This window comes from Pseudomonas sp. RC2C2 (assembly GCF_018390435.1).
GTDB lineage: Bacteria > Pseudomonadota > Gammaproteobacteria > Pseudomonadales > Pseudomonadaceae > Aquipseudomonas > Aquipseudomonas donghuensis.
The window spans coordinates 870,926-895,366 of sequence record NZ_JAHBAX010000001.1 but is presented as its reverse complement, the minus strand read 5'-3'; the positions used below and the strand labels follow the sequence as shown (position 1 = coordinate 895,366).

At 56.4% G+C, this 24,441-nt stretch carries 18 protein-coding genes, 2 tRNA genes, 3 rRNA genes and 2 pseudogenes; 20 read left to right on the top strand and 5 right to left on the bottom strand.

From position 1 onward, the window contains the following. Positions 1-47: 47 nt before the first annotated feature. Positions 48-854, bottom strand: a complete 807-nt coding sequence (locus tag KHO53_RS04150; protein ID WP_010220516.1) for an aminoglycoside phosphotransferase family protein — start codon at positions 852-854, stop codon at positions 48-50. Between the two features lie 577 nt (positions 855-1,431). Here KHO53_RS04150 and KHO53_RS04145 point away from each other — a divergent pair. From KHO53_RS04145 to KHO53_RS04110, 8 genes are all read left to right on the top strand, one after another. Next, a 16S ribosomal RNA gene (locus KHO53_RS04145) occupies positions 1,432-2,968 on the top strand. Positions 2,969-3,053: 85 nt separating this feature from the next. After that, positions 3,054-3,130, top strand: a tRNA-Ile gene (locus KHO53_RS04140). Between the two features lie 10 nt (positions 3,131-3,140). Further along, positions 3,141-3,216 (top strand) — tRNA-Ala (locus tag KHO53_RS04135). Positions 3,217-3,430: 214 nt separating this feature from the next. Further along, positions 3,431-6,320 (top strand): 23S ribosomal RNA (locus KHO53_RS04130). A gap of 139 nt (positions 6,321-6,459) precedes the next feature. After that, a 5S ribosomal RNA gene (gene rrf / locus KHO53_RS04125) occupies positions 6,460-6,575 on the top strand. Together the 16S, 23S and 5S rRNA genes with 2 tRNA genes alongside form the textbook arrangement of a ribosomal RNA operon. Positions 6,576-6,815: 240 nt before the next feature. Further along, positions 6,816-7,712 carry a nitrilase family protein gene (locus KHO53_RS04120; RefSeq protein WP_100783482.1) on the top strand — a complete coding sequence of 299 codons (897 nt, stop codon included), beginning with the start codon at positions 6,816-6,818 and terminating at the stop codon, positions 7,710-7,712. Between the two features lie 9 nt (positions 7,713-7,721). Continuing rightward, the gene (locus KHO53_RS04115; RefSeq protein WP_010220490.1) at positions 7,722-8,912 is read left to right on the top strand and encodes a hypothetical protein; all 1,191 of its coding nucleotides are present in this window, start codon (positions 7,722-7,724) and stop codon (positions 8,910-8,912) included. After that, positions 8,909-9,901, top strand: coding sequence for an asparaginase (locus tag KHO53_RS04110; protein ID WP_100783483.1), 993 nt, complete (start codon positions 8,909-8,911; stop codon positions 9,899-9,901). The genes KHO53_RS04115 and KHO53_RS04110 overlap by 4 nt, the downstream gene beginning before the upstream one ends. 53 nt (positions 9,902-9,954) lie before the next feature. Here KHO53_RS04110 and KHO53_RS04105 read toward each other — a convergent pair whose 3' ends face one another. Next, on the bottom strand, positions 9,955-10,251 hold the full coding sequence (locus tag KHO53_RS04105; RefSeq protein WP_213570018.1) for a hypothetical protein: 297 nt from the start codon (positions 10,249-10,251) through the stop codon (positions 9,955-9,957). A 373-nt stretch (positions 10,252-10,624) separates the two neighbouring features. Then, positions 10,625-11,287, bottom strand: a complete 663-nt coding sequence (locus tag KHO53_RS04100; RefSeq protein WP_213570017.1) for an NADPH-dependent F420 reductase — start codon at positions 11,285-11,287, stop codon at positions 10,625-10,627. 99 nt (positions 11,288-11,386) lie between these two features. Between KHO53_RS04100 and KHO53_RS04095 the strand changes: the two genes are divergently transcribed. The 8 genes and pseudogenes from KHO53_RS04095 to KHO53_RS04060 form a co-directional block, all read left to right on the top strand. Next, a complete protein-coding gene (locus tag KHO53_RS04095) occupies positions 11,387-12,307 on the top strand; it encodes a LysR family transcriptional regulator (RefSeq protein ID WP_213570016.1) in 921 nt (306 codons plus the stop codon). A gap of 737 nt (positions 12,308-13,044) precedes the next feature. Next, positions 13,045-13,491 (top strand): HIT family protein, encoded by a 447-nt coding sequence (locus KHO53_RS04090; RefSeq protein WP_010220483.1) that lies wholly within the window; start codon positions 13,045-13,047, stop codon positions 13,489-13,491. 189 nt (positions 13,492-13,680) lie between these two features. Further along, positions 13,681-14,457 carry a hypothetical protein gene (locus KHO53_RS04085; protein ID WP_223253920.1) on the top strand — a complete coding sequence of 259 codons (777 nt, stop codon included), beginning with the start codon at positions 13,681-13,683 and terminating at the stop codon, positions 14,455-14,457. A 38-nt stretch (positions 14,458-14,495) separates the two neighbouring features. Then, positions 14,496-14,894 (top strand): nuclear transport factor 2 family protein, encoded by a 399-nt coding sequence (locus KHO53_RS04080; protein WP_010220481.1) that lies wholly within the window; start codon positions 14,496-14,498, stop codon positions 14,892-14,894. Positions 14,895-14,963: 69 nt separating this feature from the next. Continuing rightward, a complete protein-coding gene (locus tag KHO53_RS04075) occupies positions 14,964-15,626 on the top strand; it encodes an iron-containing redox enzyme family protein (protein ID WP_010220480.1) in 663 nt (220 codons plus the stop codon). Positions 15,627-15,761: 135 nt separating this feature from the next. Then, on the top strand, positions 15,762-17,594 hold the full coding sequence (locus tag KHO53_RS04070) for a long-chain-acyl-CoA synthetase (protein ID WP_010220479.1): 1,833 nt from the start codon (positions 15,762-15,764) through the stop codon (positions 17,592-17,594). A 163-nt stretch (positions 17,595-17,757) separates the two neighbouring features. Then, the gene (locus tag KHO53_RS04065) at positions 17,758-18,117 is read left to right on the top strand and encodes a transposase (protein ID WP_010226374.1); all 360 of its coding nucleotides are present in this window, start codon (positions 17,758-17,760) and stop codon (positions 18,115-18,117) included. A 96-nt stretch (positions 18,118-18,213) separates the two neighbouring features. Continuing rightward, positions 18,214-19,247: pseudogene (locus tag KHO53_RS04060) on the top strand (response regulator); the annotation flags it as partial. 7 nt (positions 19,248-19,254) lie between these two features. On the opposite strand, the gene KHO53_RS04055 reads toward KHO53_RS04060, so the two are convergent. Continuing rightward, the gene (locus tag KHO53_RS04055; protein ID WP_223253822.1) at positions 19,255-20,094 is read right to left on the bottom strand and encodes a cyclase family protein; all 840 of its coding nucleotides are present in this window, start codon (positions 20,092-20,094) and stop codon (positions 19,255-19,257) included. 392 nt (positions 20,095-20,486) lie between these two features. Between KHO53_RS04055 and tnpA the strand changes: the two genes are divergently transcribed. The 3 genes and pseudogenes from tnpA to tnpC all read left to right on the top strand — a co-directional run bounded on the left by tnpA (position 20,487) and on the right by tnpC (position 22,744). Further along, on the top strand, positions 20,487-20,807 hold the full coding sequence (gene tnpA, locus KHO53_RS04050; RefSeq protein ID WP_213570015.1) for an IS66-like element accessory protein TnpA: 321 nt from the start codon (positions 20,487-20,489) through the stop codon (positions 20,805-20,807). Next, on the top strand, positions 20,804-21,139 hold the full coding sequence (gene tnpB / locus KHO53_RS25580) for an IS66 family insertion sequence element accessory protein TnpB (RefSeq protein WP_249684258.1): 336 nt from the start codon (positions 20,804-20,806) through the stop codon (positions 21,137-21,139). Before tnpA ends, tnpB begins: the two co-directional genes overlap by 4 nt. A gap of 63 nt (positions 21,140-21,202) precedes the next feature. After that, positions 21,203-22,744 (top strand): annotated as a pseudogene (gene tnpC, locus KHO53_RS04040) (IS66 family transposase). Between the two features lie 2 nt (positions 22,745-22,746). On the opposite strand, the gene KHO53_RS04035 reads toward tnpC, so the two are convergent. Continuing rightward, complete coding sequence (locus KHO53_RS04035; protein WP_213570611.1) at positions 22,747-23,205, bottom strand: GNAT family N-acetyltransferase; 459 nt, start codon at positions 23,203-23,205, stop codon at positions 22,747-22,749. A 50-nt stretch (positions 23,206-23,255) separates the two neighbouring features. Here KHO53_RS04035 and KHO53_RS04030 point away from each other — a divergent pair. Continuing rightward, positions 23,256-24,418 (top strand): IS3 family transposase gene (locus KHO53_RS04030; protein WP_213570014.1). Its coding sequence is split into 2 segments (ribosomal slippage): positions 23,256-23,508 and positions 23,508-24,418, totalling 1,164 coding nucleotides; the frame shifts between segments, so codons are not numbered across the junction. Positions 24,419-24,441: the final 23 nt, after the last annotated feature.

Here is a 24,441-nt window from a genome sequence, read left to right as displayed (position 1 = left end):
GTGGCTCATCTATGGGGTGCCTTATCTACAGATCGACGCTGCTTCGATTAGTTGCTTGCCTCCAGCAGGTTCAGTGCCAGTTGCGCGACCTGCAGGGGCGTGCGGGCGTCTTCGTGCAAGTCATCCTCGAGAAACCAGGCCGCCGACAAACCACACCAGGCGACGATCCACTGCAGCATGTGCTGACGAGGCAGGTCGGCTGTTTCGCATACAATCTGCAAGCGCCGCTGAAAACAGTGTGGGTCGGTGGCCAGAGCGTGGGTCGGATTACAGAACAGGTTGGCATAGTCGAAGGCGCGGTCGCCGTAGAGGTGCTTGGGGTCGATGGCCAGCCAGCCTCTGTTGCCGAAGTCGAGAACGTTGCCGTGGTGGATATCTCCATGCAGCACCCTCTGTTCGCCGGGGGAGGCGAGCAACTGGCTGGCAATGTCGGCGCAACGTCGGTACAGCCCGCCATTTTCTTCGGCGGCGGGCCACAGGCCGGAAAACCAGGGTTGTAGCTCGACCAGTGGCGGCAGCGGCTGGTCCCGTGGTGCATGCAGGCGGGCAATCGCCGCGCAAAGGATGCGCGTGGCCTCTTCGTCGCGACCGTGTTGAGCATGATCGGCCAGTGAGGCGGTCCCCTGAGCACGCTCAAGCAATACGGCGTGATCGATGTGTTCGAGCACCGCGGCGGCGCCTTGGCCATCCCACCACTGCATCAACAAGGCACCGGACTGTTCTTCGGGTTCGTGGGCGATCTTGAGCATCGCTGCCTTGCCTTTATAAAGGACGGGCAGCAAGTGGCTGCTGTGGGTGATGATTGGCTCGCCGTCGGCGGTCAATTGCCAGCGTTGCAGGTAAGGTTCAAACATAGTGCCTCCCAGGGCAGGCCGGTACTCTCTATACAAGGTGCTCATTCTATATAAGGTGCTCATTTTGCCTTTGTTCAATGTTTTTTGAATTAACCCTTGACGCCCGATTTAATCTCTCTATAATTCGCCCCACTTCCGGCGCAGTCGGAACTGAAAACTCCTTGAGTTTCAAAGAGTTAGCAGTTTCAGGACATTCCGGAGGGGCTTCGATCGAAAGATCGACAGCGGTGAAAAAGGCAGTTGACAGCGGTTTGAAACGCTGTAGAATTCGCCTCCCGCTGACGAGAGATCGCAGCGAGTCAAGCAGTTGAATTTGAACGAAAAACTTCAAAATAAACGCTTGACAGGCTCTGAGGGAAGCGTAGAATGCGCGCCTCGGTTGAGGCGAAAAGCTCTTAACCAACCGCTCTTTAACAACTGAATCAAGCAATTCGTGTGGGTGCTTGTGAGTTCAGACTGATAGTCAAAAAGATTATCAGCATCACAAGTGGCTACACGAAAAATCGAAAGATTTGAAAGTAAGTCATTTGAGATTGCTGAGCCAAGTTTAGGGTTTTCTCAAAACCCAAGCAGTATTGAACTGAAGAGTTTGATCATGGCTCAGATTGAACGCTGGCGGCAGGCCTAACACATGCAAGTCGAGCGGATGAGAAGAGCTTGCTCTTCGATTCAGCGGCGGACGGGTGAGTAATACCTAGGAATCTGCCTGGTAGTGGGGGACAACGTTTCGAAAGGAACGCTAATACCGCATACGTCCTACGGGAGAAAGCAGGGGACCTTCGGGCCTTGCGCTATCAGATGAGCCTAGGTCGGATTAGCTAGTTGGTGAGGTAATGGCTCACCAAGGCGACGATCCGTAACTGGTCTGAGAGGATGATCAGTCACACTGGAACTGAGACACGGTCCAGACTCCTACGGGAGGCAGCAGTGGGGAATATTGGACAATGGGCGAAAGCCTGATCCAGCCATGCCGCGTGTGTGAAGAAGGTCTTCGGATTGTAAAGCACTTTAAGTTGGGAGGAAGGGTACTTACCTAATACGTGAGTATTTTGACGTTACCGACAGAATAAGCACCGGCTAACTCTGTGCCAGCAGCCGCGGTAATACAGAGGGTGCAAGCGTTAATCGGAATTACTGGGCGTAAAGCGCGCGTAGGTGGTTCGTTAAGTTGGATGTGAAATCCCCGGGCTCAACCTGGGAACTGCATCCAAAACTGGCGAGCTAGAGTAGGGCAGAGGGTGGTGGAATTTCCTGTGTAGCGGTGAAATGCGTAGATATAGGAAGGAACACCAGTGGCGAAGGCGACCACCTGGGCTCATACTGACACTGAGGTGCGAAAGCGTGGGGAGCAAACAGGATTAGATACCCTGGTAGTCCACGCCGTAAACGATGTCAACTAGCCGTTGGAATCCTTGAGATTTTAGTGGCGCAGCTAACGCATTAAGTTGACCGCCTGGGGAGTACGGCCGCAAGGTTAAAACTCAAATGAATTGACGGGGGCCCGCACAAGCGGTGGAGCATGTGGTTTAATTCGAAGCAACGCGAAGAACCTTACCAGGCCTTGACATGCAGAGAACTTTCCAGAGATGGATTGGTGCCTTCGGGAACTCTGACACAGGTGCTGCATGGCTGTCGTCAGCTCGTGTCGTGAGATGTTGGGTTAAGTCCCGTAACGAGCGCAACCCTTGTCCTTAGTTACCAGCACGTTATGGTGGGCACTCTAAGGAGACTGCCGGTGACAAACCGGAGGAAGGTGGGGATGACGTCAAGTCATCATGGCCCTTACGGCCTGGGCTACACACGTGCTACAATGGTCGGTACAGAGGGTTGCCAAGCCGCGAGGTGGAGCTAATCTCACAAAACCGATCGTAGTCCGGATCGCAGTCTGCAACTCGACTGCGTGAAGTCGGAATCGCTAGTAATCGCGAATCAGAATGTCGCGGTGAATACGTTCCCGGGCCTTGTACACACCGCCCGTCACACCATGGGAGTGGGTTGCACCAGAAGTAGCTAGTCTAACCTTCGGGAGGACGGTTACCACGGTGTGATTCATGACTGGGGTGAAGTCGTAACAAGGTAGCCGTAGGGGAACCTGCGGCTGGATCACCTCCTTAATCGACAGACATCAGCTGTCTTATAAGCTCCCACACGAATTGCTTGATTCATTGAAGAAGACGATATCGGTAACAGCTCTTAACTGGGTCTGTAGCTCAGTTGGTTAGAGCGCACCCCTGATAAGGGTGAGGTCGGCAGTTCGAATCTGCCCAGACCCACCAGTTTCTTGTTGGGGCCATAGCTCAGCTGGGAGAGCGCCTGCCTTGCACGCAGGAGGTCAGCGGTTCGATCCCGCTTGGCTCCACCACCTTACGTCAAAGCTTAGAAATGAATATTCGCATCGAATATTGATTTCTGAACTTTTTCAGAATCGTTCTTTAAAAATTTGGGTATGTGATAGAAAGATAGACTGGACAGCACTTTCACTGGTGTGTGTTCAGGCTAAGGTAAAATTTGTGAGTGATTACAAATTTTCGGCGAATGTTGTCTTCACAGTATAACCAGATTGCTTGGGGTTATATGGTCAAGTGAAGAAGCGCATACGGTGGATGCCTTGGCAGTCAGAGGCGATGAAAGACGTGGTAGCCTGCGATAAGCTTCGGGGAGTCGGCAAACAGACTTTGATCCGGAGATCTCTGAATGGGGGAACCCACTCAGCATAAGCTGAGTATCTTGTACTGAATACATAGGTGCAAGAGGCGAACCAGGGGAACTGAAACATCTAAGTACCCTGAGGAAAAGAAATCAACCGAGATTCCCTTAGTAGTGGCGAGCGAACGGGGACTAGCCCTTAAGTGGCTTTGAGATTAGCGGAACGCTCTGGAAAGTGCGGCCATAGTGGGTGATAGCCCTGTACGCGAAAATCTCTTAGTCATGAAATCGAGTAGGACGGAGCACGAGAAACTTTGTCTGAATATGGGGGGACCATCCTCCAAGGCTAAATACTACTGACTGACCGATAGTGAACCAGTACCGTGAGGGAAAGGCGAAAAGAACCCCGGAGAGGGGAGTGAAATAGAACCTGAAACCGTATGCGTACAAGCAGTGGGAGCCTACTTGTTAGGTGACTGCGTACCTTTTGTATAATGGGTCAGCGACTTATATTCAGTGGCGAGCTTAACCGAATAGGGGAGGCGTAGCGAAAGCGAGTCTTAATAGGGCGTTTAGTCGCTGGGTATAGACCCGAAACCGGGCGATCTATCCATGGGCAGGTTGAAGGTTAGGTAACACTGACTGGAGGACCGAACCGACTACCGTTGAAAAGTTAGCGGATGACCTGTGGATCGGAGTGAAAGGCTAATCAAGCTCGGAGATAGCTGGTTCTCCTCGAAAGCTATTTAGGTAGCGCCTCATGTATCACTGTAGGGGGTAGAGCACTGTTTCGGCTAGGGGGTCATCCCGACTTACCAAACCGATGCAAACTCCGAATACCTACAAGTGCCGAGCATGGGAGACACACGGCGGGTGCTAACGTCCGTCGTGAAAAGGGAAACAACCCAGACCGTCAGCTAAGGTCCCAAAGTTATGGTTAAGTGGGAAACGATGTGGGAAGGCTTAGACAGCTAGGAGGTTGGCTTAGAAGCAGCCACCCTTTAAAGAAAGCGTAATAGCTCACTAGTCGAGTCGGCCTGCGCGGAAGATGTAACGGGGCTCAAACCATACACCGAAGCTACGGGTATCACTTAGGTGATGCGGTAGAGGAGCGTTCTGTAAGCCTGTGAAGGTGAGTTGAGAAGCTTGCTGGAGGTATCAGAAGTGCGAATGCTGACATGAGTAACGACAATGGGAGTGAAAAACTCCCACGCCGAAAGACCAAGGTTTCCTGCGCAACGTTAATCGACGCAGGGTTAGTCGGTCCCTAAGGCGAGGCTGAAAAGCGTAGTCGATGGAAAACAGGTTAATATTCCTGTACTTCTAGTTATTGCGATGGAGGGACGGAGAAGGCTAGGCCAGCTTGGCGTTGGTTGTCCAAGTTTAAGGTGGTAGGCTGAGATCTTAGGTAAATCCGGGATCTTAAGGCCGAGAGCTGATGACGAGTTGCCTTTAGGCGACGAAGTGGTTGATGCCATGCTTCCAAGAAAAGCTTCTAAGCTTCAGATAACTAGGAACCGTACCCCAAACCGACACAGGTGGTTGGGTAGAGAATACCAAGGCGCTTGAGAGAACTCGGGTGAAGGAACTAGGCAAAATGGCACCGTAACTTCGGGAGAAGGTGCGCCGGTGAGGGTGAAGGACTTGCTCCGTAAGCCCATGCCGGTCGAAGATACCAGGCCGCTGCGACTGTTTATTAAAAACACAGCACTCTGCAAACACGAAAGTGGACGTATAGGGTGTGACGCCTGCCCGGTGCCGGAAGGTTAATTGATGGGGTTAGCTAACGCGAAGCTCTTGATCGAAGCCCCGGTAAACGGCGGCCGTAACTATAACGGTCCTAAGGTAGCGAAATTCCTTGTCGGGTAAGTTCCGACCTGCACGAATGGCGTAACGATGGCGGCGCTGTCTCCACCCGAGACTCAGTGAAATTGAAATCGCTGTGAAGATGCAGTGTATCCGCGGCTAGACGGAAAGACCCCGTGAACCTTTACTATAGCTTTGCACTGGACTTTGAATTTGCTTGTGTAGGATAGGTGGGAGGCTTTGAAGCGTGGACGCCAGTTCGCGTGGAGCCATCCTTGAAATACCACCCTGGCAACTTTGAGGTTCTAACTCAGGTCCGTTATCCGGATCGAGGACAGTGTATGGTGGGTAGTTTGACTGGGGCGGTCTCCTCCTAAAGAGTAACGGAGGAGTACGAAGGTGCGCTCAGACCGGTCGGAAATCGGTCGTAGAGTATAAAGGCAAAAGCGCGCTTGACTGCGAGACAGACACGTCGAGCAGGTACGAAAGTAGGTCTTAGTGATCCGGTGGTTCTGTATGGAAGGGCCATCGCTCAACGGATAAAAGGTACTCCGGGGATAACAGGCTGATACCGCCCAAGAGTTCATATCGACGGCGGTGTTTGGCACCTCGATGTCGGCTCATCACATCCTGGGGCTGAAGCCGGTCCCAAGGGTATGGCTGTTCGCCATTTAAAGTGGTACGCGAGCTGGGTTTAGAACGTCGTGAGACAGTTCGGTCCCTATCTGCCGTGGACGTTTGAGATTTGAGAGGGGCTGCTCCTAGTACGAGAGGACCGGAGTGGACGAACCTCTGGTGTTCCGGTTGTCACGCCAGTGGCATTGCCGGGTAGCTATGTTCGGAAGAGATAACCGCTGAAAGCATCTAAGCGGGAAACTTGCCTCAAGATGAGATCTCACTGGAGCCTTGAGCTCCCTGAAGGGCCGTCGAAGACTACGACGTTGATAGGTTGGGTGTGTAAGCGCTGTGAGGCGTTGAGCTAACCAATACTAATTGCCCGTGAGGCTTGACCATATAACACCCAAGCAATTTGCGTCGAATGACCAGATTGCGGTGTTGTGAAGACTGCAAAGCCGAGAATTTGTAACTCACAAAACATCACATACCCGATTCGCTGGAGTGTCTTAAACAAGACCTTCTGGCAACAGAATTTCTTGACGACCATAGAGCATTGGAACCACCTGATCCCATCCCGAACTCAGCAGTGAAACGATGCATCGCCGATGGTAGTGTGGGGTTTCCCCATGTGAGAGTAGGTCATCGTCAAGATTAAATTCCGAAACCCCTATCTGCGTACGCAGGTAGGGGTTTTGTCTTTCTGGCTGTGGGAGCCGGCCTTGCCGGCGATGCAGGCACCGCCTGATTAGCTGGAAACACCAGCTACCATGATTGCCCTTTCCCCAACCTAAGACCATTCCTGCCCCAGCTTCAGACCCGCCTGACTGTCTTATCTAACCGAGTGTCCGCTTAACTGGCGTCCCTCCCATAACGATAAGAAGGCCAAAGCCCATGTCTGCAAATGCTGCCCCGATCAGTCCCGCCCGTGTCGCAGTCATCCAGTTCGACCCGCAGGTCGGTCTTGAGCACTGCGACAACAACCTCTGCCATGGCCTGCAGCTCGCAGAACAGGCGGTCGGCGAGGGCGCCAATCTGATAGTCCTGCCTGAGCTGGCCAACACCGGCTACAGCTTCAATACTCGAGCCGAAGCCTGGGCTCACGCCGAAGCTCTGGCGGACGGTCCTAGCCTGAAAACCTGGGCAGCATTTGCCCGTGAACACCATGTCTACCTGGTTGCAGGCTTTGCCGAGCGCGACGGCTTGAAACTGTATGACAGTGCTGTGCTGTTCGGCCCGGAAGGCCTGCTGGGGCATTACCGCAAAGCCCATCTGTGGAACCAGGAGAAGCTCTGGTTCAGCCCGGGGAACCTCGGCTTCCCGGTGTTCGAGACGCCCATCGGCCGTATCGGCCTGTTGATCTGCTGGGACATCTGGTTCCCGGAAGTGCCACGTCTGCTGGCCATGCAGGGGGCCGATATCATCTGCGGCCTGAACAACTGGGTATGGACGCCACCGCCGTTGTTCGATGCCAGTGGCCGCTGCATGGCCTCTTACCTGACCATGACCGCCGCCCATGTCAACAATGTGCATATCGCCGCTGCCAACCGGATCGGCAGTGAGCGTGGTGGGCGGTTTCTGGGCTGCTCGTTGATTGCCGGCACCAACGGCTGGCCCCTCGGTGAGATCGCCGGGCCGGAAGACCAATGCATCCTCTACGCCGATCTCGACCTCAGTAGTGCTCGCAGCGCACCGATCTGGAACAGCCTCAACGATCTGCCCCGCGACCGACGGACCGACCTCTACGGTTCGATGCTCGGTTATGACCTGCACCCAGCCTTGCCGCGCTAAGGAGGAGGGATGGACAACTCAATCGAAACCTCCCGTTCCACCTTCTGGCCTTTGCTGTTGTTGTGCCTGACGGTGTCGTTGGTCACCACGGTGCTGCTTGAAGTCATCAGCGGTCGCGCCGACGCTTGGATTGGCCTGTGGCCAGACTATGTGCACATGATGAGCAACCTCAACCAGCCCTTGGCGCGTTTGCGCTGGGTCATCGGCGATATCAGCGAAGTGGCCTTCTACAAGCATGAGCTGCCAGCGCTGGGGTTGCTCGCAGGTGCTGCCCTGGCCCATTGGGCCAACCGCAACGGCAAGCGCTGGCAAGGCTTCGCCATTTGCTACGGTACGGGCTTGTGGCCGTGGCTGGTGACCAGTTCGCTGCTGGGGTTGTGGTTCAGTCATGCGCTGTGGGGCTGGACCTTGAACAGTGGCACCTGGCAACCGACCTTCGTCGCGTTCGTTTCGTTGCCGGCGGCTATGGTGCTGGTGTTTGGTCCAGGCTGGAAGGTCGCTTTCAGCGGCGCACTGATGGGCGCTTTGCTGGTCACGCCGGCCAGCCTGTTGCTGGTCAACTACCTGTGCTACCCCTTGAAGCTGCCAGTGGTCGTCGGCAATGTCGGCGGCATGGCGGTTGCCAGTGTGCTGGCGTTCATCTTGATTCGCCGATTTCCGCTGCTGGTGAGGTCAACCGCGTCGGAACACACCCCACAAGCGGTCGGCCAGATCCAAGCCGATTACGGCATCACCTGGACATTGCGCCGGGTATTGGCCGACTTCAGTGAAGCGCCGTTCTTCGGCAATGAGCTGGCGAGCCTGGGTTTGTTGTTGGGCCTGTTGCTGGCGTACATCCTGTCTCCCACGGGCCCGGCCTACGGCTCGCAACTTGTCGTGCAGATGGTGGCGGGGCAGGTGCTGGCCTCGTTCATCGGTGTGCTGATCTGGCGTAGGCAATGGATGCGCCTGGGCTGGTATCCAACCTATATCCCGATCGTTTCCGTCGTCCCGGCTGCCGTGCTCACCTTCGGCGGTAGCTGGCAGGTGGTCGGGCTCAGTGCGGTGTTGGGAGCACTGCTGGCCCCGCCATTGGCGGCCGCTATCAGCCAGCGCCTGCCAAGCCATATGCATGGCTTCATCGGCAATGTGCTGTCCATGGCTGTTTCTACCCTGGCAATCCTCCCCTTCATCAGTCTGGTTACAGGAGGTGACGCATGACCCTGCCCAAACTTGCCATAGGAACCCTGGGCGGCACCCTCAGCATGCTCCAGTCAGCAGTAGGCGAAGGTGTCACTCCTGGTCTGGACAGCACGCAGATGCTCGCCGAGGCACCCCAGCTTGCAAGCCTTGCGCACATCTCGACGAAAACCCTGCAGATGCTGCCCAGTGCATCGTTGTCCTTCATTCAGTTGATCGATGTCCTGTATTGGGCCAAAGCCCAGGTGGAAGAGGGCGCACAGGGGGTGGTGCTGACCCAGGGCACCGATACCCTCGAGGAAGTGGCGTACTTTCTCGAACTGCTCTGGCCCTTTGATGCGCCATTGATCCTGACTGGCGCCATGCGTGCGGCCAGTGAGCCCGGCGCCGATGGCCCGGCCAATCTGCTGGCAGCGGCGCAGGTGGCGCTGGCTGCGCAGAGTCGCGGCCGCGGCGTACTGGTGGTGATCAATGATCAGATCCACGCCGCTGCCCATGTGCGTAAAACCGAGAGCCTGGCCATGGCAGCCTTCAGCTCAGCGCACTTCGGCTGCGAGGGTTTGGTTGTGGAGGGGCACGCGTGCTACCTGAAGCCTGTGAGGCCTCGCCAGCCCCTGCCAGAGCCTTGGCGTCTCGATCAACGTGTAGCGCTGCTGGAGGCCAGCCTGGCTGCTGACACCCTGCTGCTCGAGCAAATGACCGGGTTGGGCTATGAAGGCTTGGTCGTCGCCGGGTTTGGCGCCGGGCATGTATCCGAAGGGTGGGCAAAGAGTGTGGGATACATCCTCACTAGAATGCCGGTGATTATCGCCTCGCGAACCGGCTCCGGCCCTACGGCGCGGTATACCTATGGCTTTGACGGCGGCGAAATGGACCTGCAACGCAAGGGCGCCCAGATGGCGGGGTTCCTGTGCCCGCGCAAGTGCCGGGTATTGTTGTGGGTGCTGATTGGCTGCGGGATGGATGACGAGCTGGAGCACTGGCTGGCCGAGTATCGTCAGTCGCGATGAAGGGGGATCACGTGGGGCCGCGTGTCGGCACCCACGTGTCCTCGGGCGTGCGCTTAGACCAAGCGCTGAGGCACTACGCCGCGCGGCAGGCGGCTGCTGCCGGGCAGGGCGGTCAGGCGTTCACGCCAGTTGGCCTTGAAGCAGAACGCGGTGGGGCTGGCCTTGGCCATGCGCTGTTTGCGCAGCTCTGCCAGGGACGGGGTGGATTTTTTGGCCGGCGCAGACGACTCCGTCTTGACCAGGGACCGCTGACACGACTTGCAGGAAACCTGGTCAGGGGTGGAGGTGCTGGTGAGGTTATTACCGGCGCGACCGCAAGCGACTGCGTCGCCGCTGGTTGAGTAGTGCATTACCAAGCTGTACATCTCCAAACATAGGAACAAAAGCCCCCTATTTTCGCACAGGTTGGCGGCGGATGCGGCGCCATCGTCAACGCCGTGCCGCAGGCTTGAGTCAGAAGGTTGGAGAACAGCGGTGTTTATAGCGGCGAAATAGTACCGAGTGCGCCAATCGCGATGGCCAGCGCCAGAAAACCCACGACGAAGAATGCAAGCTTACCCATTGAGCGCTCCAGATGACGGTTTTGCGGTGCAGCGCCAGGCTGCACTAGCGAGATGCGCCCGGTAGAGCGGGACGCAGGACTATTTTCGCTCTGGCGCTGTTACCGAAACAGATTCAGTTGGCGCTGCAAAATACGGATCAGATCAACTGTCACGCCGCCACTTAACGCCGCCAGGCACCTTCAGGCACTTCAACCTCACGCTCGGCTTGCGCCAGGGCCCGCTTCAAGCCCTCTACACCCAAGGGGATGCAGTAAGCCGGCTTGGCCCGCTCGAACCGCCAACTGTCGTCCAGGCCGCCGGCATCGACGGTGTCGTAACCCAGGTCGTCGAGCAGCGTGCTCACAACGGTCTTCGCTTCACCATCATCGCCGGCAATAGGCAGGGCACGCCGATCCGTCGCACCCCTGACACGTGCGTATTTCTCCAGGTCCTGGGCAAGAATTGCATTGAACACCTTCACCACCCGCGAACCCGGCAGATGCTTGGCAAGCAGTCGACTGGTGGTGGTCTGGAAGCTGTCCAGCGCGGGAAAATGACCATCGCGGTCCGGGTAGTAGTTGTTGGCGTCCATAACGATCTTGCCCTCCAGCCACTGCGCGGGCACGCTGCGGTAGTGCCCGAAGGGGATCGCCACCAGTATCAGCTCAGCAAACCGCGCCGCATCTTCTGCACTGCCCACCTCGCAGCCCAGAATGCCGCTGCGCACGCTGCTCATGGTCTGCGGCCCACGTGAGTTACTGAGCATCACCTCATGCCCGGCGGCCAGCGCCAGCTGCGCTCCTGCCCGACCGATAAAACCTGCCCCGATAATGCCGATACGCATGTCCTTGCTCCGTTGCGTGATAGGAGCGTTTATGATGATTGGCAACCAGATGGAGATAAATTACCGGTCTGGATAGAGTGTCGTTACCAGGAGTGTTGAATGATGGATCGTCTGACCAGCATGGGCGCCTTTGTGATGGCGGCTGAAGCAGGTTCCTATGCCAGCGCCGCGGAGCGTCTGGGCATGTCGCCACAAATGGTTGCCAAGCATGTAGCCGCTCTGGAACATCGCCTGGGCGCGCGCCTGCTCAACCGCACTACCCGCCGCCAGAGCCTGACCGAGCTTGGCAGCGCCTACTACGAGCGCTGCAAACACATCCTCAGCGAGGCGCAGGCGGCCGACTCCCTGGCGCAGATCATGAACGACACGCCCCGGGGCAAGCTGAAGGTCAGCGCGCCGGTCACCTTCGGCTCCTACAGCCTGATGCCGCTGGTGACTGACTTTCTGCGCCAGTACCCCGAGGTTGAGATCGACCTGCACCTGACCGACCGCTTCGTCGACCTGGTCGAGGAGGGCTTCGAGGTGGCGTTTCGCATCGGCCCCCTGGGCACCTCCAGCCTGACCGCCAGGCCGCTTGCGCCTTACCGCCTGGTGGCCTGCGCTGCGCCGCGCTACCTGGCCGCCCACGGCACCCCACGAACGCCAGCCGACCTCGAACAGCACGAATGCCTGGGCTACGCCTATTGGTCGCGCCCGGCCGATCGCGAGTGGCAGTTCGTCCAGGGCGATACCCTGCACAAGGTGCAGGTCGCCAGCCGTTTGCAGGTCAATGAGAGCAGGGCGCTGATGTCAGCGGCGCTGGATGGCTTCGGGATTGTGCTGGGGCCGGAAGACTTTCTGCGCCCGGCGCTGCAAAGCGGCGAGCTGGTGCGGGTTCTGGCTGACTACCAGCCGCCGAGCCGGCAGATGCATTTGCTCTATACCGCCAACCGGCAGAGAACCGCCAAGCTGCGACGGTTCATCGATGCGGTGCTGGCGCGCTTTGCGACCAGTGTGGAAACCGACCATGCAGCTCATTAGCCCCTGACTCAAAGCCGCAGCCAGCGCGCCGCCACCTGCCGCCAGGGTGGGGGGCTTTGATGGCGCTTCTATGCGCCATGGAGCCTGGCTCGAACAGCACCTCAGGCACATCGCGCAAACGAATCCACGGTTCGTGCTGCCACTGCAGCACGCTAAGCGAATGCCTGCCCCAATCCATCTGGCCGATCCTTGGCACGTCCTGCACTGGCAGATCCTGCCTGTCCCGCAGCCGCGGCAAGGTTCGCCGTTGATCGGCATCGAGCTTGCGCACGATATGTTCGTCAAGGTAACGGCCAATCAGCCGGCGAGTTCGCGAGCGCAGAACCAGGCTTGGGACTCGAGCTGCCCGGCACAGGCCGCAATGCTGTTCCCTCAAGCGGAGCAGCCTTGCGATCCACCGGAAACCGGGTCTTTGATCGCTTCACCGTCCTTGGCCTTGAGGGTCTTGGACGGTGATCCTTAAATATCCCTCCGACGGGCCAACAACACGGCCCACACGGCCTGATAAAGGACGGATACAAAAAGTAACATTAAGAAAACTCATTTAAATCAATCTATTAGGTGTTTTCTGGAATTCAGATACAAAAAATTTCAAAACTCACGTGTACAGATGTGAAATGCCAAGGGTAATTTCACCCTCAAGCTGTGCGGTCAACTGCAATGGAATGCAGCCTGTAGCAACCCGGATCTTCATGCCTCCACCGGGTTTGCACCTACTACAATAGAGGGAGCTAATCGTGAACTGCATTTTCTGTGCAATCGCCAAGAAAGAATCACCGGCTGCCGTTGTCTACGAAGACGAGCAGTGCCTGGCCTTTCTCTCCATCCAGCCGATTACTCCTGGTCATGTCCTGGTCATTCCCAAGGCCCACGCAAGCGGCCTGGGTGATATCCCTCCTCAAACCTGTGGCCACATGATGCGTGTGGGTCAACGGGTGGCGGCCGCCCTGCGTGAAAGCGGCTTGAGCCTCAATGAACACCCCTGCGAAGGTATCAACCTGCTGCTGTGCGATGGCGCTGTGGCCGGGCAGACGGTGGGCCACGCCCACCTGCATGTACTGGCCCGCTTTGTCGGTGACGGTTTCAACCTGGGTCATGCGGACCTTCCACTCGCTACGCCCCAAGTGCTGGGCGAGCGCGCAGAGCAGATCCGTCGAGCCTTGACCTCGCTGCCACCGGTTTAACTGCAAGTCGCTTTAGTTTAAAGGCACGCCCGCGATAAGAGGGGTGCGTGCCTTGCTGTGCGCAGTAAGCAAATCATCAACTTGTAGGCATCTACGCAAGGAGGCGAAGCTATGTATTGTCCTGTGGAAACTTAGGTCGTGCGCTGGGCTGAGTTGAATACTACAGATCACAATAAGAAGGGAATTCTCATGCCATCACTCGCAAGTAATAAGGCTGCCTTGCCTTCGGCAAATATGCAGTTGGTAAAGGATGATTCAGCCGGTTCGGCAATCTACAGTTTCTATGATTCAGTACTTCAAGACTTGTGCCAATCTGACAAGGTCAACGTCAGGCAGGTGGTTACGCCAGCGCAGTTTCTCGAACTGTCTCGTGCCCGCAGCCGGTTGTACGGGCAGCGAAAGACTTACTACAAGACGTTGTTCGGTAACGCGGTCGACGACACCGTATGCCTGGATGAATACGACCCGCGTTCCTACGTGTTTGCCTTTTATTATGATGGTGAAATTATCGGCACCCAGCGTATTACGCCTTTCCCTCACGAGTCGGGCGAGTTCATCAGCCATGAACAACTGGTGCGGTTCTCCGGGCCCAATTACGAGAATGAGTGCGTCGAACTCTCGCGACTTATTGTCGACAAGCATTCCCCGGTCAAGAACGTGGTCAACGGATTGGCGATGACCGGCGCCTCGCTGGTCGCCCTGGAAGGCGGCTACAAAACCTTCATCACCTACGTAAAACCACGGCTTGCGCCGAAGTTCGACAGCTTCGTCTTTGATCAGGACGGTATCTTCTTCCAGATCAAAGCCCGCGGTGATCACTACTACGCCCTGTACAAAGGCGATCTGATGCCGTCGGTCACGCCCTTCTTCGGCCTGCAAAGCTGCCCTGCAGACCTGAAGAACATTGATGACTTGATTCGCTACACCTTGGCCGCCCGTGCCGCGAGGCAGTCACTGGCGGGATGAGCATCCAAAAACAACGACAACACTGAGGTTGATCCAAGATGGAAGCCAGGAACAAAGAAGTGGTCATCGAGTTTTACGAGCGCATGTTTGGCCAGCGGGAACTGGCGGTCGCCGATACGTTGATTGCCGAGGATTATGTACAACACAACAATGTATTTATTCCACCGCGCCGCGAAGGCTTCAAGACCTACTTTACGCAGTTCTTCAAAACATTCCCCGAGTCGGGTACCAGCATTGAACGGGTATGCGCCGAAGGCGATTATGTCTTCCTGTATGCCAAGCACTGGGCCAAGCACAGATTCTTTACGGTGAATTACAAGGTGATCGATATCTATCGTGTGGAAAACGGTGTGCTGATGGAACACTGGGATACTATCGAAGGCCTGGGGTTCTTCTCCAAGTTCATCTACATCATAAAGTCCTTACTGCGCCTGTAAGTCCGTGTTCGCTTGATAGTATAAAAAGTGTCATGAATGATTTATCAACCCGCCAAGGAAGAGAGTGAAATGACTGAAGTGACCGCGTTTCGCAAAGAGCTGAAAGCCATCTGTGATGCCGAATGGGAGAAGATCAAGGCCGGCCGCTTTTTCCAGATGATGAAGCGCCCCGAGTTGCAGCGTGACCTCTACATCAAGTCGATTGTCCAGGTGTATCACTACACCAAGAACAACGCGATCAACCAGGCGGTGGCGTGCTGGAACCAGGACCATAAAAAGGTCGGCCTGCTGCGTTTTGCGATGAAGCATGCGCTGGAAGAACTGGGCCATGAAAACATGGCGTACAACGACCTGATCGCCATTGGCGTCGACAAGTCCGAGTTCGATAAGCCGATGCTGCCGGCCACAGAGGCGTTCTACGGCTACCTGGATTTCGTCTCTGTGTGCCGCGGCATCATTCCACGGCTGGGCTACAGCTTCTGGGCCGAGGACTGCTACGAGCACCTCGAGCCATTGATGGATGTCTGCAAGAACCATCTCAAGCTGACCGATCAACAACTTACCTTCTTTGTCGCCCACGCGATCATCGACGAGAAACACTCCGAGCAAGTCAACGCAGCCATCGACCGCTGGGTCGTGACCGACGAAGAAAAAGAGTCGGTCAAGCAAGTCGCACGCACCACGGTTTACTTGATGGGCAAGATCCTCGAGTCGGTCGCCGACGAGTTCTGAGGCTTGGCAACAGGCGTCCTCGCGCACCCCGCTGCGCGAGGACTTTTTACATGGCGTGCACAACAATAAAGCGATCGGCCGGTCTGGCGCTTGTCCAACCGCCTGGCTGCCACGGTCAATTCACTAGGAGGTGACATGAGTAGCAATAGCGACATGATTACCTGGGGCATGATGCTGCGCAAAATCCCCTTGATCGCCCGGGCCATTCCTCGGCTCATCAGGGGAATCAAAGCCTCCAAGCTCAAGGTCGATCAGCCCTGCGGCCTGGGGTGGGCCTTCGAACAGGCGGTTGCGCGCAACCCTCAAGGACCGGCGCTGCTCTACGAGGACAATCGTTTCAGTTATGAACAGGTCAACCAGTGGGCCAACCGTTTCGCCCACTACCTGCTTGCCCGTGGCCTGAAAAAAGGCGATGTGGTCGGCATATTTATTGAAAATCGCCCGGAATTGCTGGTCAGCGTGCTGGCGGTCAGCAAGATCGGCGGTATCTGCGCCATGCTCAACACCTCGCAGACCAACAACGTCCTGATCCACAGCTTGAGCCTGGTCAATCCCTCGGCGATTATCGTCGGCGAAGAGTTGGTGCCATCCTTTGACGCGGTGCGTAACGAGGTTGCCATCGATGAGCTGAGCACGTTCTTCCTGGCTGACACCGACACCACTCGCGATGCGGGCGTCGCGCCCGAGGGTTACATCAACCTGACCCGCGTCAGCGAAGCGCACTCCGCTGTCAATCCGGCGACCACCCAGCAGGTCTACCTGGACGACGCCTGCTTCTACATTTACACCTCCGGCACCACCGGTTTGCCCAAGGCCGGGGTGTTCAAGCACGGGCGCTGGATGAAAGTCTACGGTAGCTTCGGCATGATCGCCCTGGATATGCGCCCCGATGACATCGTCTATTGCACCTTGCCGCTCTATCACGGCACCGGGCTGTGCGTGAGCTGGGGCTCGGCATTGGCCGGCGCCTCGGGTTTCGCCATCCGCCGCAAATTCAGCGCCAGTCAGTTCTGGAATGACACACGCAAATTCAAGGCCACCACCATTTGCTATGTCGGTGAATTGTGTCGCTACCTGATCGACCAGCCTCCCGCCGGCAACGATGGCGACAACCCGGTGGTGAAAATGATTGGCAACGGCCTGCGCCCGGGCGTGTGGATCGACTTCAAGAGACGCTTCAACATCGAACGGGTCTGCGAGTTTTATGCCGCCAGTGACGGCAACATTGGCTTTACCAACATCCTCAACTTCGAAAACACCATCGGCTTTGCCATCAACGCCTGGTCGCTGGTGGAGTACGAACACGACACCGGCGAGCCGCGGCGCAGCGCGAACGGTTTCATGCAGAAAGTCGGCAAGGGTGGCCAAGGCTTGTTGCTGGCCAAGATCGACGACGACGCCCCATTCGACGGTTACACCGATCCGGAGAAGAGCAAAAAGGTGGTGCTGTACGACGTTTTCGAAAAGGGCGATCGTTACTTCAACAGCGGCGACCTGATTCGCGATATCGGCTTTGGCCACGCCCAATTCGTCGACCGCCTGGGGGACACCTTCCGCTGGAAAGGTGAAAACGTCTCCACCACCGAAGTCGAAAACATCATGGTGCAACACCCCCACATCGCCGAAGCCGTGGCCTACGGTGTGGAAATCAAGAACACCAACGGTCGTGCCGGGATGGCAGCCATCACCCCATCGGCCCCGCTGGAGCAACTGGATTTTTGCGACCTGCTGCGCTTCGTCAAAAGCCAGATGCCTCACTACGCGGTGCCGATGTTCCTGCGCATCAGGACCTGCATGGAAACCACCGGCACGTTCAAATACCAGAAAACCAAGCTAAGGACCGAAGCCTTCGACCCCAGCCAAACCGGTGAAGACCCGGTCTACGCTTGGCTACCGGGCACCGAAACCTACGTGCGCGTGACTGAGCAGGTGCTGCAGGACATTCATGGCGGCAAGTTCCGCTACTGAAGGGCAACTGCGCGAGCGTCAAACCACAAGGCCGAACAAATGCGTAATGCTGCTCACTCAAGCGGAGCAGCATTACGCTTCCTGGTATCCCCGTCATAGTGCTCCGCACCCCATTGCTGAGCGAGTGACGTACCGGCCTTATGCTGAAAAGTGAACTGGCCTAATGATTTTGGACACCTTCGTCGGGCGCTATTATGGCGCCCAATTGGAGGCAAAATCAGTGCGAAAATCTTACTCGAACGAATTCAAAATCAAAGCTGCCGAGATGGTGCTGGACGATGGTGAGTCAGTCCCTGATGTCTGCGAGAGCCTTGGTCTAGGGCGGACCGCGCTTCGTCGCTGGGTCGAGCAACTGCGCCAGGAACGAGAAGGCCAAACACCGGTCGGCGCCAAGGCCATCACTCCAGAGCAGCAGCGAATCCAGGAGCTGGAAGCGCTAGTCCGGCAAAAGGACCGGGATATCGAAATCCTAAAAAAGGCCAGTGCTCTCCTGCTTCGGGACTCCAAGGATCGTTCTCGCTGATCAACGAACTGAGTGAGCAATTTGGTGTTTTCGACTGCTGTCGCGTCCTTGGAGTTCGGCGCAGCAGTTTCTACGCATGGCGAAAACGCCAAGGGCGCGGTCTTCGTCCCGATGAAGTCCCATGATGGCACTGTTTATGTCGCAGGTGCGGAAATGAGGTTGGCGGCCTATCACCAACAACTTAATGAAGAGTCCCTGCACCATATCATTCTTGCCATCTTGGTATTTCTTGCCTTCAGTTTATTGTTCGTAGTCGATCTATTACGCATGCGCGCTCATCTCCAGCAATTGCAGATAAACGAACGGATATTGAGTCAGGCAAAAAATGCCGCTGAGGATGCTGATCGTTCAAAATCCAGATTTCTGGCCACCATGAGCCATGAAATTCGCACCCCCATGTACGGTGTCATCGGGGCCAAGCCCGACTCGACGTTTCCATACGCGATACCGGCATAGGTATTCCCAAAGAGCAGCAAGACAGCCTGTTCGAGCCCTTTGCTCAATTTAAAGCACCCTCTAGCCAAGGCTTCAACGGAAGCGGGCTCGGCCTTTCAATCTGCAAGAATCTAGTCGAGGCGCAACAGGGGACTTTATCCTTTGTCAGTCAGCCTGGCGTCGGCTCGACGTTTTCTTTTTCACTTCCCATGGAAGTTTTTCCAGCGTCGGAAATACCCTTCGATAACGATTATGCAGCAGTGAGTTTCGATTCATCTTTTGCCAGGAATTGCCCGCTCGATATCCTGCTGGTGGAAAATCATCCAATGAACCAGAAAGTTGCCATGGCGATGCTGCAAGAACTGGGTTATACACCCGATCTTGCGTCGGATGGTCTGGAGGCAGTCAATCAGTGCATGACTTCGATGCCCGATATCATTTTCATGGACATCAACATGCCTGTCATGGGTGGGTTGGAGGCGGTCCGCAAGATCCGCCAACTTCCACAAGGCGATAGCTGCTACATCATAGCTTTCACCGCCAGTGCATTTTCGAGCGAAATAGAACGTTTCAGGGCCGCTGGTGCCGATGACATTTTAACCAAACCAGCGAACTTCCAGGCCTTGACCCAAGTGCTTCAACGTGCTGCCAACTACCGGGTCAGAACGCCGGTAGTGGATACCATTTCAAGTTGAAAGGATCTCAGGGGGTAAAGGCCATCACGGAAACAGGAGAACCCGAGCCCTCTTTCAGTCGGAGCACGCCAATGACCAGCGTCGTACCTTTTGCGGGCAACTGATCGAGGTTGGTCAGGCACTCCAGGACAATCCCATCTTTCGCCAGAATCTGACTATTGGTGGCGTAGACCGTGTCCTGACCAGGATCGGCGCCATGTGTATCGATACCGACACCTGCTATCTGGCGCTCTTCAAGCAGAAACTTCGTGGTTGCAGCGCCCACCCCGGGGAAGTGGGGCCCCTTCGAATCTTCATTGATAAAGCGCTTGGGATCGTTCCACAGCGCTTGCCACCCTGTATAAAACAGCACGACAGAGCCCTGGTCGATGCGCCCATGTGCCTGCTCCCATTTCTCGATGTCCTGGACGCCAATCACATAGTCTGCGTCGTCATGGGCCTGGGCTCGGATATCAATCACGACGGCCGGTCGCACCAAGGACTCCGGTTTATAGGCATCAATCCCATTAGCGTTGGGATGAAAACTGTTAGGTGCGTTCATATGGGTTGCGCTGTGCTCGCCGATGCTGAAACGCCGCAGGTAATAACCGTCTTTTTCCTGTGAAGCCACCACATCGAATACCACCGGTGGGTCATTAGGCCAAAGCGGGATGGTCGGGCTAATGATATGGCTGAGGTCGACGACCTTTCGAAATTGGATACTTTGCATTCCCGTGATTTCCTTATTCTCTGCGTAAGCCTTAGCGACACCGACCGACAGCAAAGCGGCCAGAACGCCTACGGACATCCGTTTAAAACAACTCTTTTTTTGCGTTGGCATCGTCATGACGATCCCCTCTTCGATCATTGAAGAACTGCTCCCCTCACGTCCAGTGCTGGCTTGATGAAATTTGCCCTGCACTTTGTCAACAGCACTCAGCTCATAGCGAGACCTCACTCACAAGATCGGTCCCATCTGGGAACACAACGAAAAAAAGGCGCGCATCCCACCACCGACAACAGCGCCGGGCCAGCATGCCGGTAATGGAGACGTTTTTGTATTGAATGATCTCAGGAGGGGAACGCCTGGGCGGAACAGGAAAACAATCGGGGAGCATGTACGAGCGCGAAATCGATATTACCTGCCGGGCGCCTTCGGCGTAAGCGTCCGGCGAACTCACCTTCCGAACTCCAGCATTAAGGGCGATGGTGTCCGCGTATTTTTAAGCGGACGCGATCACCCTTATCGCCAGGATTTCCATGCGCCAACGAAGCTCTTACCCGAAACCGTTCAAGGCTCAGGTCGTTCAGGAATGCCTGCAACCTGGCGCAACCGTGTCCAGTATCGCCATCTGCCACGGTATCAATGCCAACGTCATCCGCAAATGGATGCCGCTCTATCGAGACCAGCCTGCAACAACCTCGCTGCCAGCCTTCGTCCCGCTAAAAGCCGCACCTAAACGGCCAGCCGAAGCGTCAGTGCTCATTGAACTGCCCATGGCCGGGCAACTAATCACGGTGAAATGGCCAACCTCAGATCCTGAGGGCTGCGCGCAATTTATTCGGGCTGTCGTTCAATGATCCGCATTGATGCGATCTGGCTGGCCACCGAACCGATGGATATGCGCGCCGGTACGGAGACAGCATTGGCCCGGGTGATCGCGGTGTTCGGTGCGGCGAAGCCGCACTGCGCTTACCTCTTCGCCAATCGCCGGGCTAACCGGATGAAAGTGCTGGTGCACGACGGCGTGGGCGTCTGGCTTGCTGCGCGGCGACTGAATCAAGGCAAATTTCACTGGCCTGGCATTCGCCATGGATGCGAGGTCGAACTCGACAGTGAGCAACTCCAGGCGTTGGTACTGGAGTTGCCGTGGCAGCGCGTCGGTGCAGGCGGTGTGATCAGCATGCTGTAAACGCCGGCCATTCGGCTGGTCTACATGTCGTCGTCCAGTGCCTGCTCTGGCACAATCGGCGGCATGACTTCCTCGCCCAACCTCGACCAGATGACCCCGGAACAGCTTCGTGCCTTGGCGGCACAGGCGTTGCAGTTGCAGTCTCAGGTCTAGGCGATGAGCAAGAAGATTCAGAACGATGAAACCATCATCGAACAGCTCACGTTCGAAATCGCCCTGCTCAAACGCCACAAGTTTGCCAAGCGCAGCGAGCAAATCAGCCCAGCGCAAGGCAGCTTGCTGGATGACCTGCTCGATACAGACCTTGAAGCTATCGAGGCCGAGCTGAAACAGCTTCTTCCCGCTTCGTCACAGGCCGAGCCACGGCAATCGCCCAAACGTGCGCCATTGCCGCCGCAGTTTCCGCGTACCGTAATTCGTCACGAACCCGAGAGCACCCTGTGCGCCTGTGGCTGCCAACTTCAACGCATTGGTGAAGACATCAGCGAGAAGCTGGATTACACGCCGGGCGTATTTACCGTCGAGCAACATGTGCGTGGTAAGTGGGCCTGCCGTCAGTGCGAAACACTGATTCAAGCGCCGGTACCAGCCCAAGTCATTGACAAAGGTATCCCGACTGCAGGCCTGCTGGCCCACGTGATGGTGGCCAAGTTTGCCGATCACTTGCCGCTGTACCGGCAGGAGAAAATCTTTGGCCGCGCCGGGCTGGTCATTGCTCGCTCGACCTTGGCCCAGTGGGTCGGGCAAACCGGTGTACGGCTCCAGCCGCTGGTCGATGCACTGCGTGATGCGGTGCTGAACCAGGACGTAATTCACGCCGATGAAACACCGGTGCAAATGCTTGCGCCGGGCGAGAAGAAAACCCACCGGGCCTATGTCTGGGCCTACAGCACGACGCCGTTTTCGGCGCTCAAGGCGGTGGTGTATGACTTCAGCCCAAGCCGTGCTGGCGAACACGCACGCAACTTCCTGGGCGACTGGAACGGCAAGCTAGTCTGCGACGACTTCGCTGGCTACAAGGCCGGTTTTGAGCAAGGCATCACTGAAATCGGCTGCATGGCTCATGCTCGCCGCAAGTTCTTCGACCTGCATGTTGCGAACAAAAGCCAGCTGGCCGAACAGGCGCTGCACTCGATTGGCGCTTTGTACGAGGTTGAACGCCAGGCTTGGGATATGAGCAACGAAGACCGTTGGCGAATACGTCAGGAAATGGCGGTACCGATCAGCAAAACACTGCATGACTGGATGTTGGCCCAACGCGACTTGGTGCCCAACGGATCGGCCACGGCCAAAGCCCTCGATTACAGCCTGAAACGCTGGGTAGCGCTGACGCGCTACCTGGACGATGGGGCTGTGCCCATCGACAACAACCAGGTCGAGAACCAGATACGGCCATGGGCACTCGGTCGCTCGAACTGGTTGTTTGCCGGGTCACTGCGCAGTGGCAAACGGGCGGCGGCGATCATGAGCCTGATCCAGTCGGCGCGCATGAACGGGCATGATCCGTATGCCTATCTCAAAGATGTGCTGACGCGGCTGCCCACGCAGCGGGCCAGTGAGATCACTGATTTGTTGCCGCATAAGTGGGTAAATAGTCTGGGCTAATCCTACAGCCGCTTCTCCATAACGATGGTGCGCTCCGCCCCATGAAACTCATCGCGGATTTTTTGATAACCCAACGCGGTATAAAACCTTTCAGCTGTAATCGACGATGGCACACGTACAGCTCCAACTCCTGCGCTGGCAGCAGTTGTATGAATGACATCCATCAAATGCCGTCCGATACCGCCTTTTTGGTGAGCCGGGTCAACGAAAACACTTCTGACCACATCACCGTCGAGACCGGCAGTGCCAATAATGTTTTCGCCCAACAAGGCTACGAAGACCTTACGCTTCGTAAGCTGTGTGGTGATGGCTTCAGGAGAAAAGCTTTGCTCAACCTGAGCGATCACATCAGGCGGATAGTCCTGTGAATTTGACTCACGCAGGGCGGCAATAACTACGCGGCTTATCGCTACTGCATCTCTGCTCGTGGCGGGACGAACGTGACATTGTAGTGGTCTAATGATTCCGGACACCTATTTAGGCGAGAATGCTCGCCATAGAGAGGTGTCTGATGACCAAACAACGTCGTACCTTTACCCCAGAATTCAAGCGCGAAGCTGCCAGCCTGGTGCTCGATCAGGGCTACAGCCATATCGATGCAGCTCGATCACTAGGGTTGGTTGAGTCTGCCCTGCGTCGCTGGGTCAACCAACTCCAGCAAGAACGAGGCGGTGTCACTCCTACCAGTAAGGCGCTCACGCCCGAACAGCAAAAAATCCAAGAGCTGGAAGCTCGAATCAATCGGCTGGAACGGGAAAAATCGATCTTAAAAAAGGCCACCGCGCTCTTGATGGCCGAGGAGCACGAGCGTTCGCGTTAATTGATCAACTTCGTTCTGAAGAGCCTGTTGATCTGTTGTGCTCGGTATTTGAAGTCACCCGATCTTGCTATTACGCGCACTGCCGCAAGCGCCGATCTCCGGACGTTGAGCGATTGGTTTTACGCAGCCGAGTGAACGAGCTGTTCACTCAAAGCCGCAGCGCGGCGGGCAGCCGAAGCATCATGCTCATGATGCGCGCGGACGGCATAGAGATTGGGCGATTCAAGGTGCGCAAGCTGATGAACGAAATGAAATTGATCAGCAAGCAACCTGGCTCACATGCCTATAAAAAGGCGACGGTGGAGCGGCCGGATATCCCGAACGTGTTGGATCGAGAGTTCACTGTGTCGGCGCCGAATGAGGTCTGGTGCGGTGACATCACGTATGTCTGGGCTCAAGGTCGCTGGCACTATTTGGCGGCTGTGATCGATCTGTTCGCCCGTCGCGTGGTGGGCTGGGCGTTTTCATCGAAGCCTGACGCTGACCTGGTTATCAAGGCTTTGGATATGGCCTATGAGCAGCGTGGTCGGCCTCAGAACGTTCTGTTTCACAGCGACCAAGGAAGCCAGTACGGCAGCCGAGGCTTTCGTCAGCGACTGTGGCGCTATCGCTTCAAACAGAGCATGAGTCGACGTGGAAACTGCCACGACAATGCACCGATGGAACGGTTGTTTCGCAGCCTGAAAACGGAATGGATACCGACCGTGGGCTATATGAGCGCTTCGTTAGCACAGCAGGATATCGGCCGGTTTTTGATCCAGCGCTACAACTGGCAACGGCCACATCAATTTAACAGCGGGCTGGCGCCCGCTGTGGCCGAGGAAAAACTTAACGCAGTGTCCGGGATTAGTTGACCACTACACATTCCATGCTGAGA

What these genes read in the sequence shown, in the direction of transcription:
- KHO53_RS04150 (WP_010220516.1), bottom strand. Translation starts at nt 854, where the DNA reads ATGTTTGAACCTTACCTGCAACGCTGGCAATTGACCGCCGACGGCGAG.
- KHO53_RS04085 (WP_223253920.1), top strand. Translation starts at nt 13,681, where the DNA reads ATGCCATCACTCGCAAGTAATAAGGCTGCCTTGCCTTCGGCAAATATG.
- KHO53_RS04075 (WP_010220480.1), top strand. Translation starts at nt 14,964, where the DNA reads ATGACTGAAGTGACCGCGTTTCGCAAAGAGCTGAAAGCCATCTGTGAT.
- KHO53_RS04105 (WP_213570018.1), bottom strand. Translation starts at nt 10,251, where the DNA reads ATGCACTACTCAACCAGCGGCGACGCAGTCGCTTGCGGTCGCGCCGGT.
- KHO53_RS04110 (WP_100783483.1), top strand. Translation starts at nt 8,909, where the DNA reads ATGACCCTGCCCAAACTTGCCATAGGAACCCTGGGCGGCACCCTCAGC.
- KHO53_RS04100 (WP_213570017.1), bottom strand. Translation starts at nt 11,287, where the DNA reads ATGCGTATCGGCATTATCGGGGCAGGTTTTATCGGTCGGGCAGGAGCG.
- KHO53_RS04070 (WP_010220479.1), top strand. Translation starts at nt 15,762, where the DNA reads ATGAGTAGCAATAGCGACATGATTACCTGGGGCATGATGCTGCGCAAA.
- KHO53_RS04095 (WP_213570016.1), top strand. Translation starts at nt 11,387, where the DNA reads ATGATGGATCGTCTGACCAGCATGGGCGCCTTTGTGATGGCGGCTGAA.
- KHO53_RS04065 (WP_010226374.1), top strand. Translation starts at nt 17,758, where the DNA reads ATGATTTTGGACACCTTCGTCGGGCGCTATTATGGCGCCCAATTGGAG.
- tnpA (WP_213570015.1), top strand. Translation starts at nt 20,487, where the DNA reads ATGCGCCAACGAAGCTCTTACCCGAAACCGTTCAAGGCTCAGGTCGTT.
- KHO53_RS04115 (WP_010220490.1), top strand. Translation starts at nt 7,722, where the DNA reads ATGGACAACTCAATCGAAACCTCCCGTTCCACCTTCTGGCCTTTGCTG.
- KHO53_RS04080 (WP_010220481.1), top strand. Translation starts at nt 14,496, where the DNA reads ATGGAAGCCAGGAACAAAGAAGTGGTCATCGAGTTTTACGAGCGCATG.
- tnpB (WP_249684258.1), top strand. Translation starts at nt 20,804, where the DNA reads ATGATCCGCATTGATGCGATCTGGCTGGCCACCGAACCGATGGATATG.
- KHO53_RS04120 (WP_100783482.1), top strand. Translation starts at nt 6,816, where the DNA reads ATGTCTGCAAATGCTGCCCCGATCAGTCCCGCCCGTGTCGCAGTCATC.
- KHO53_RS04055 (WP_223253822.1), bottom strand. Translation starts at nt 20,094, where the DNA reads ATGATCGAAGAGGGGATCGTCATGACGATGCCAACGCAAAAAAAGAGT.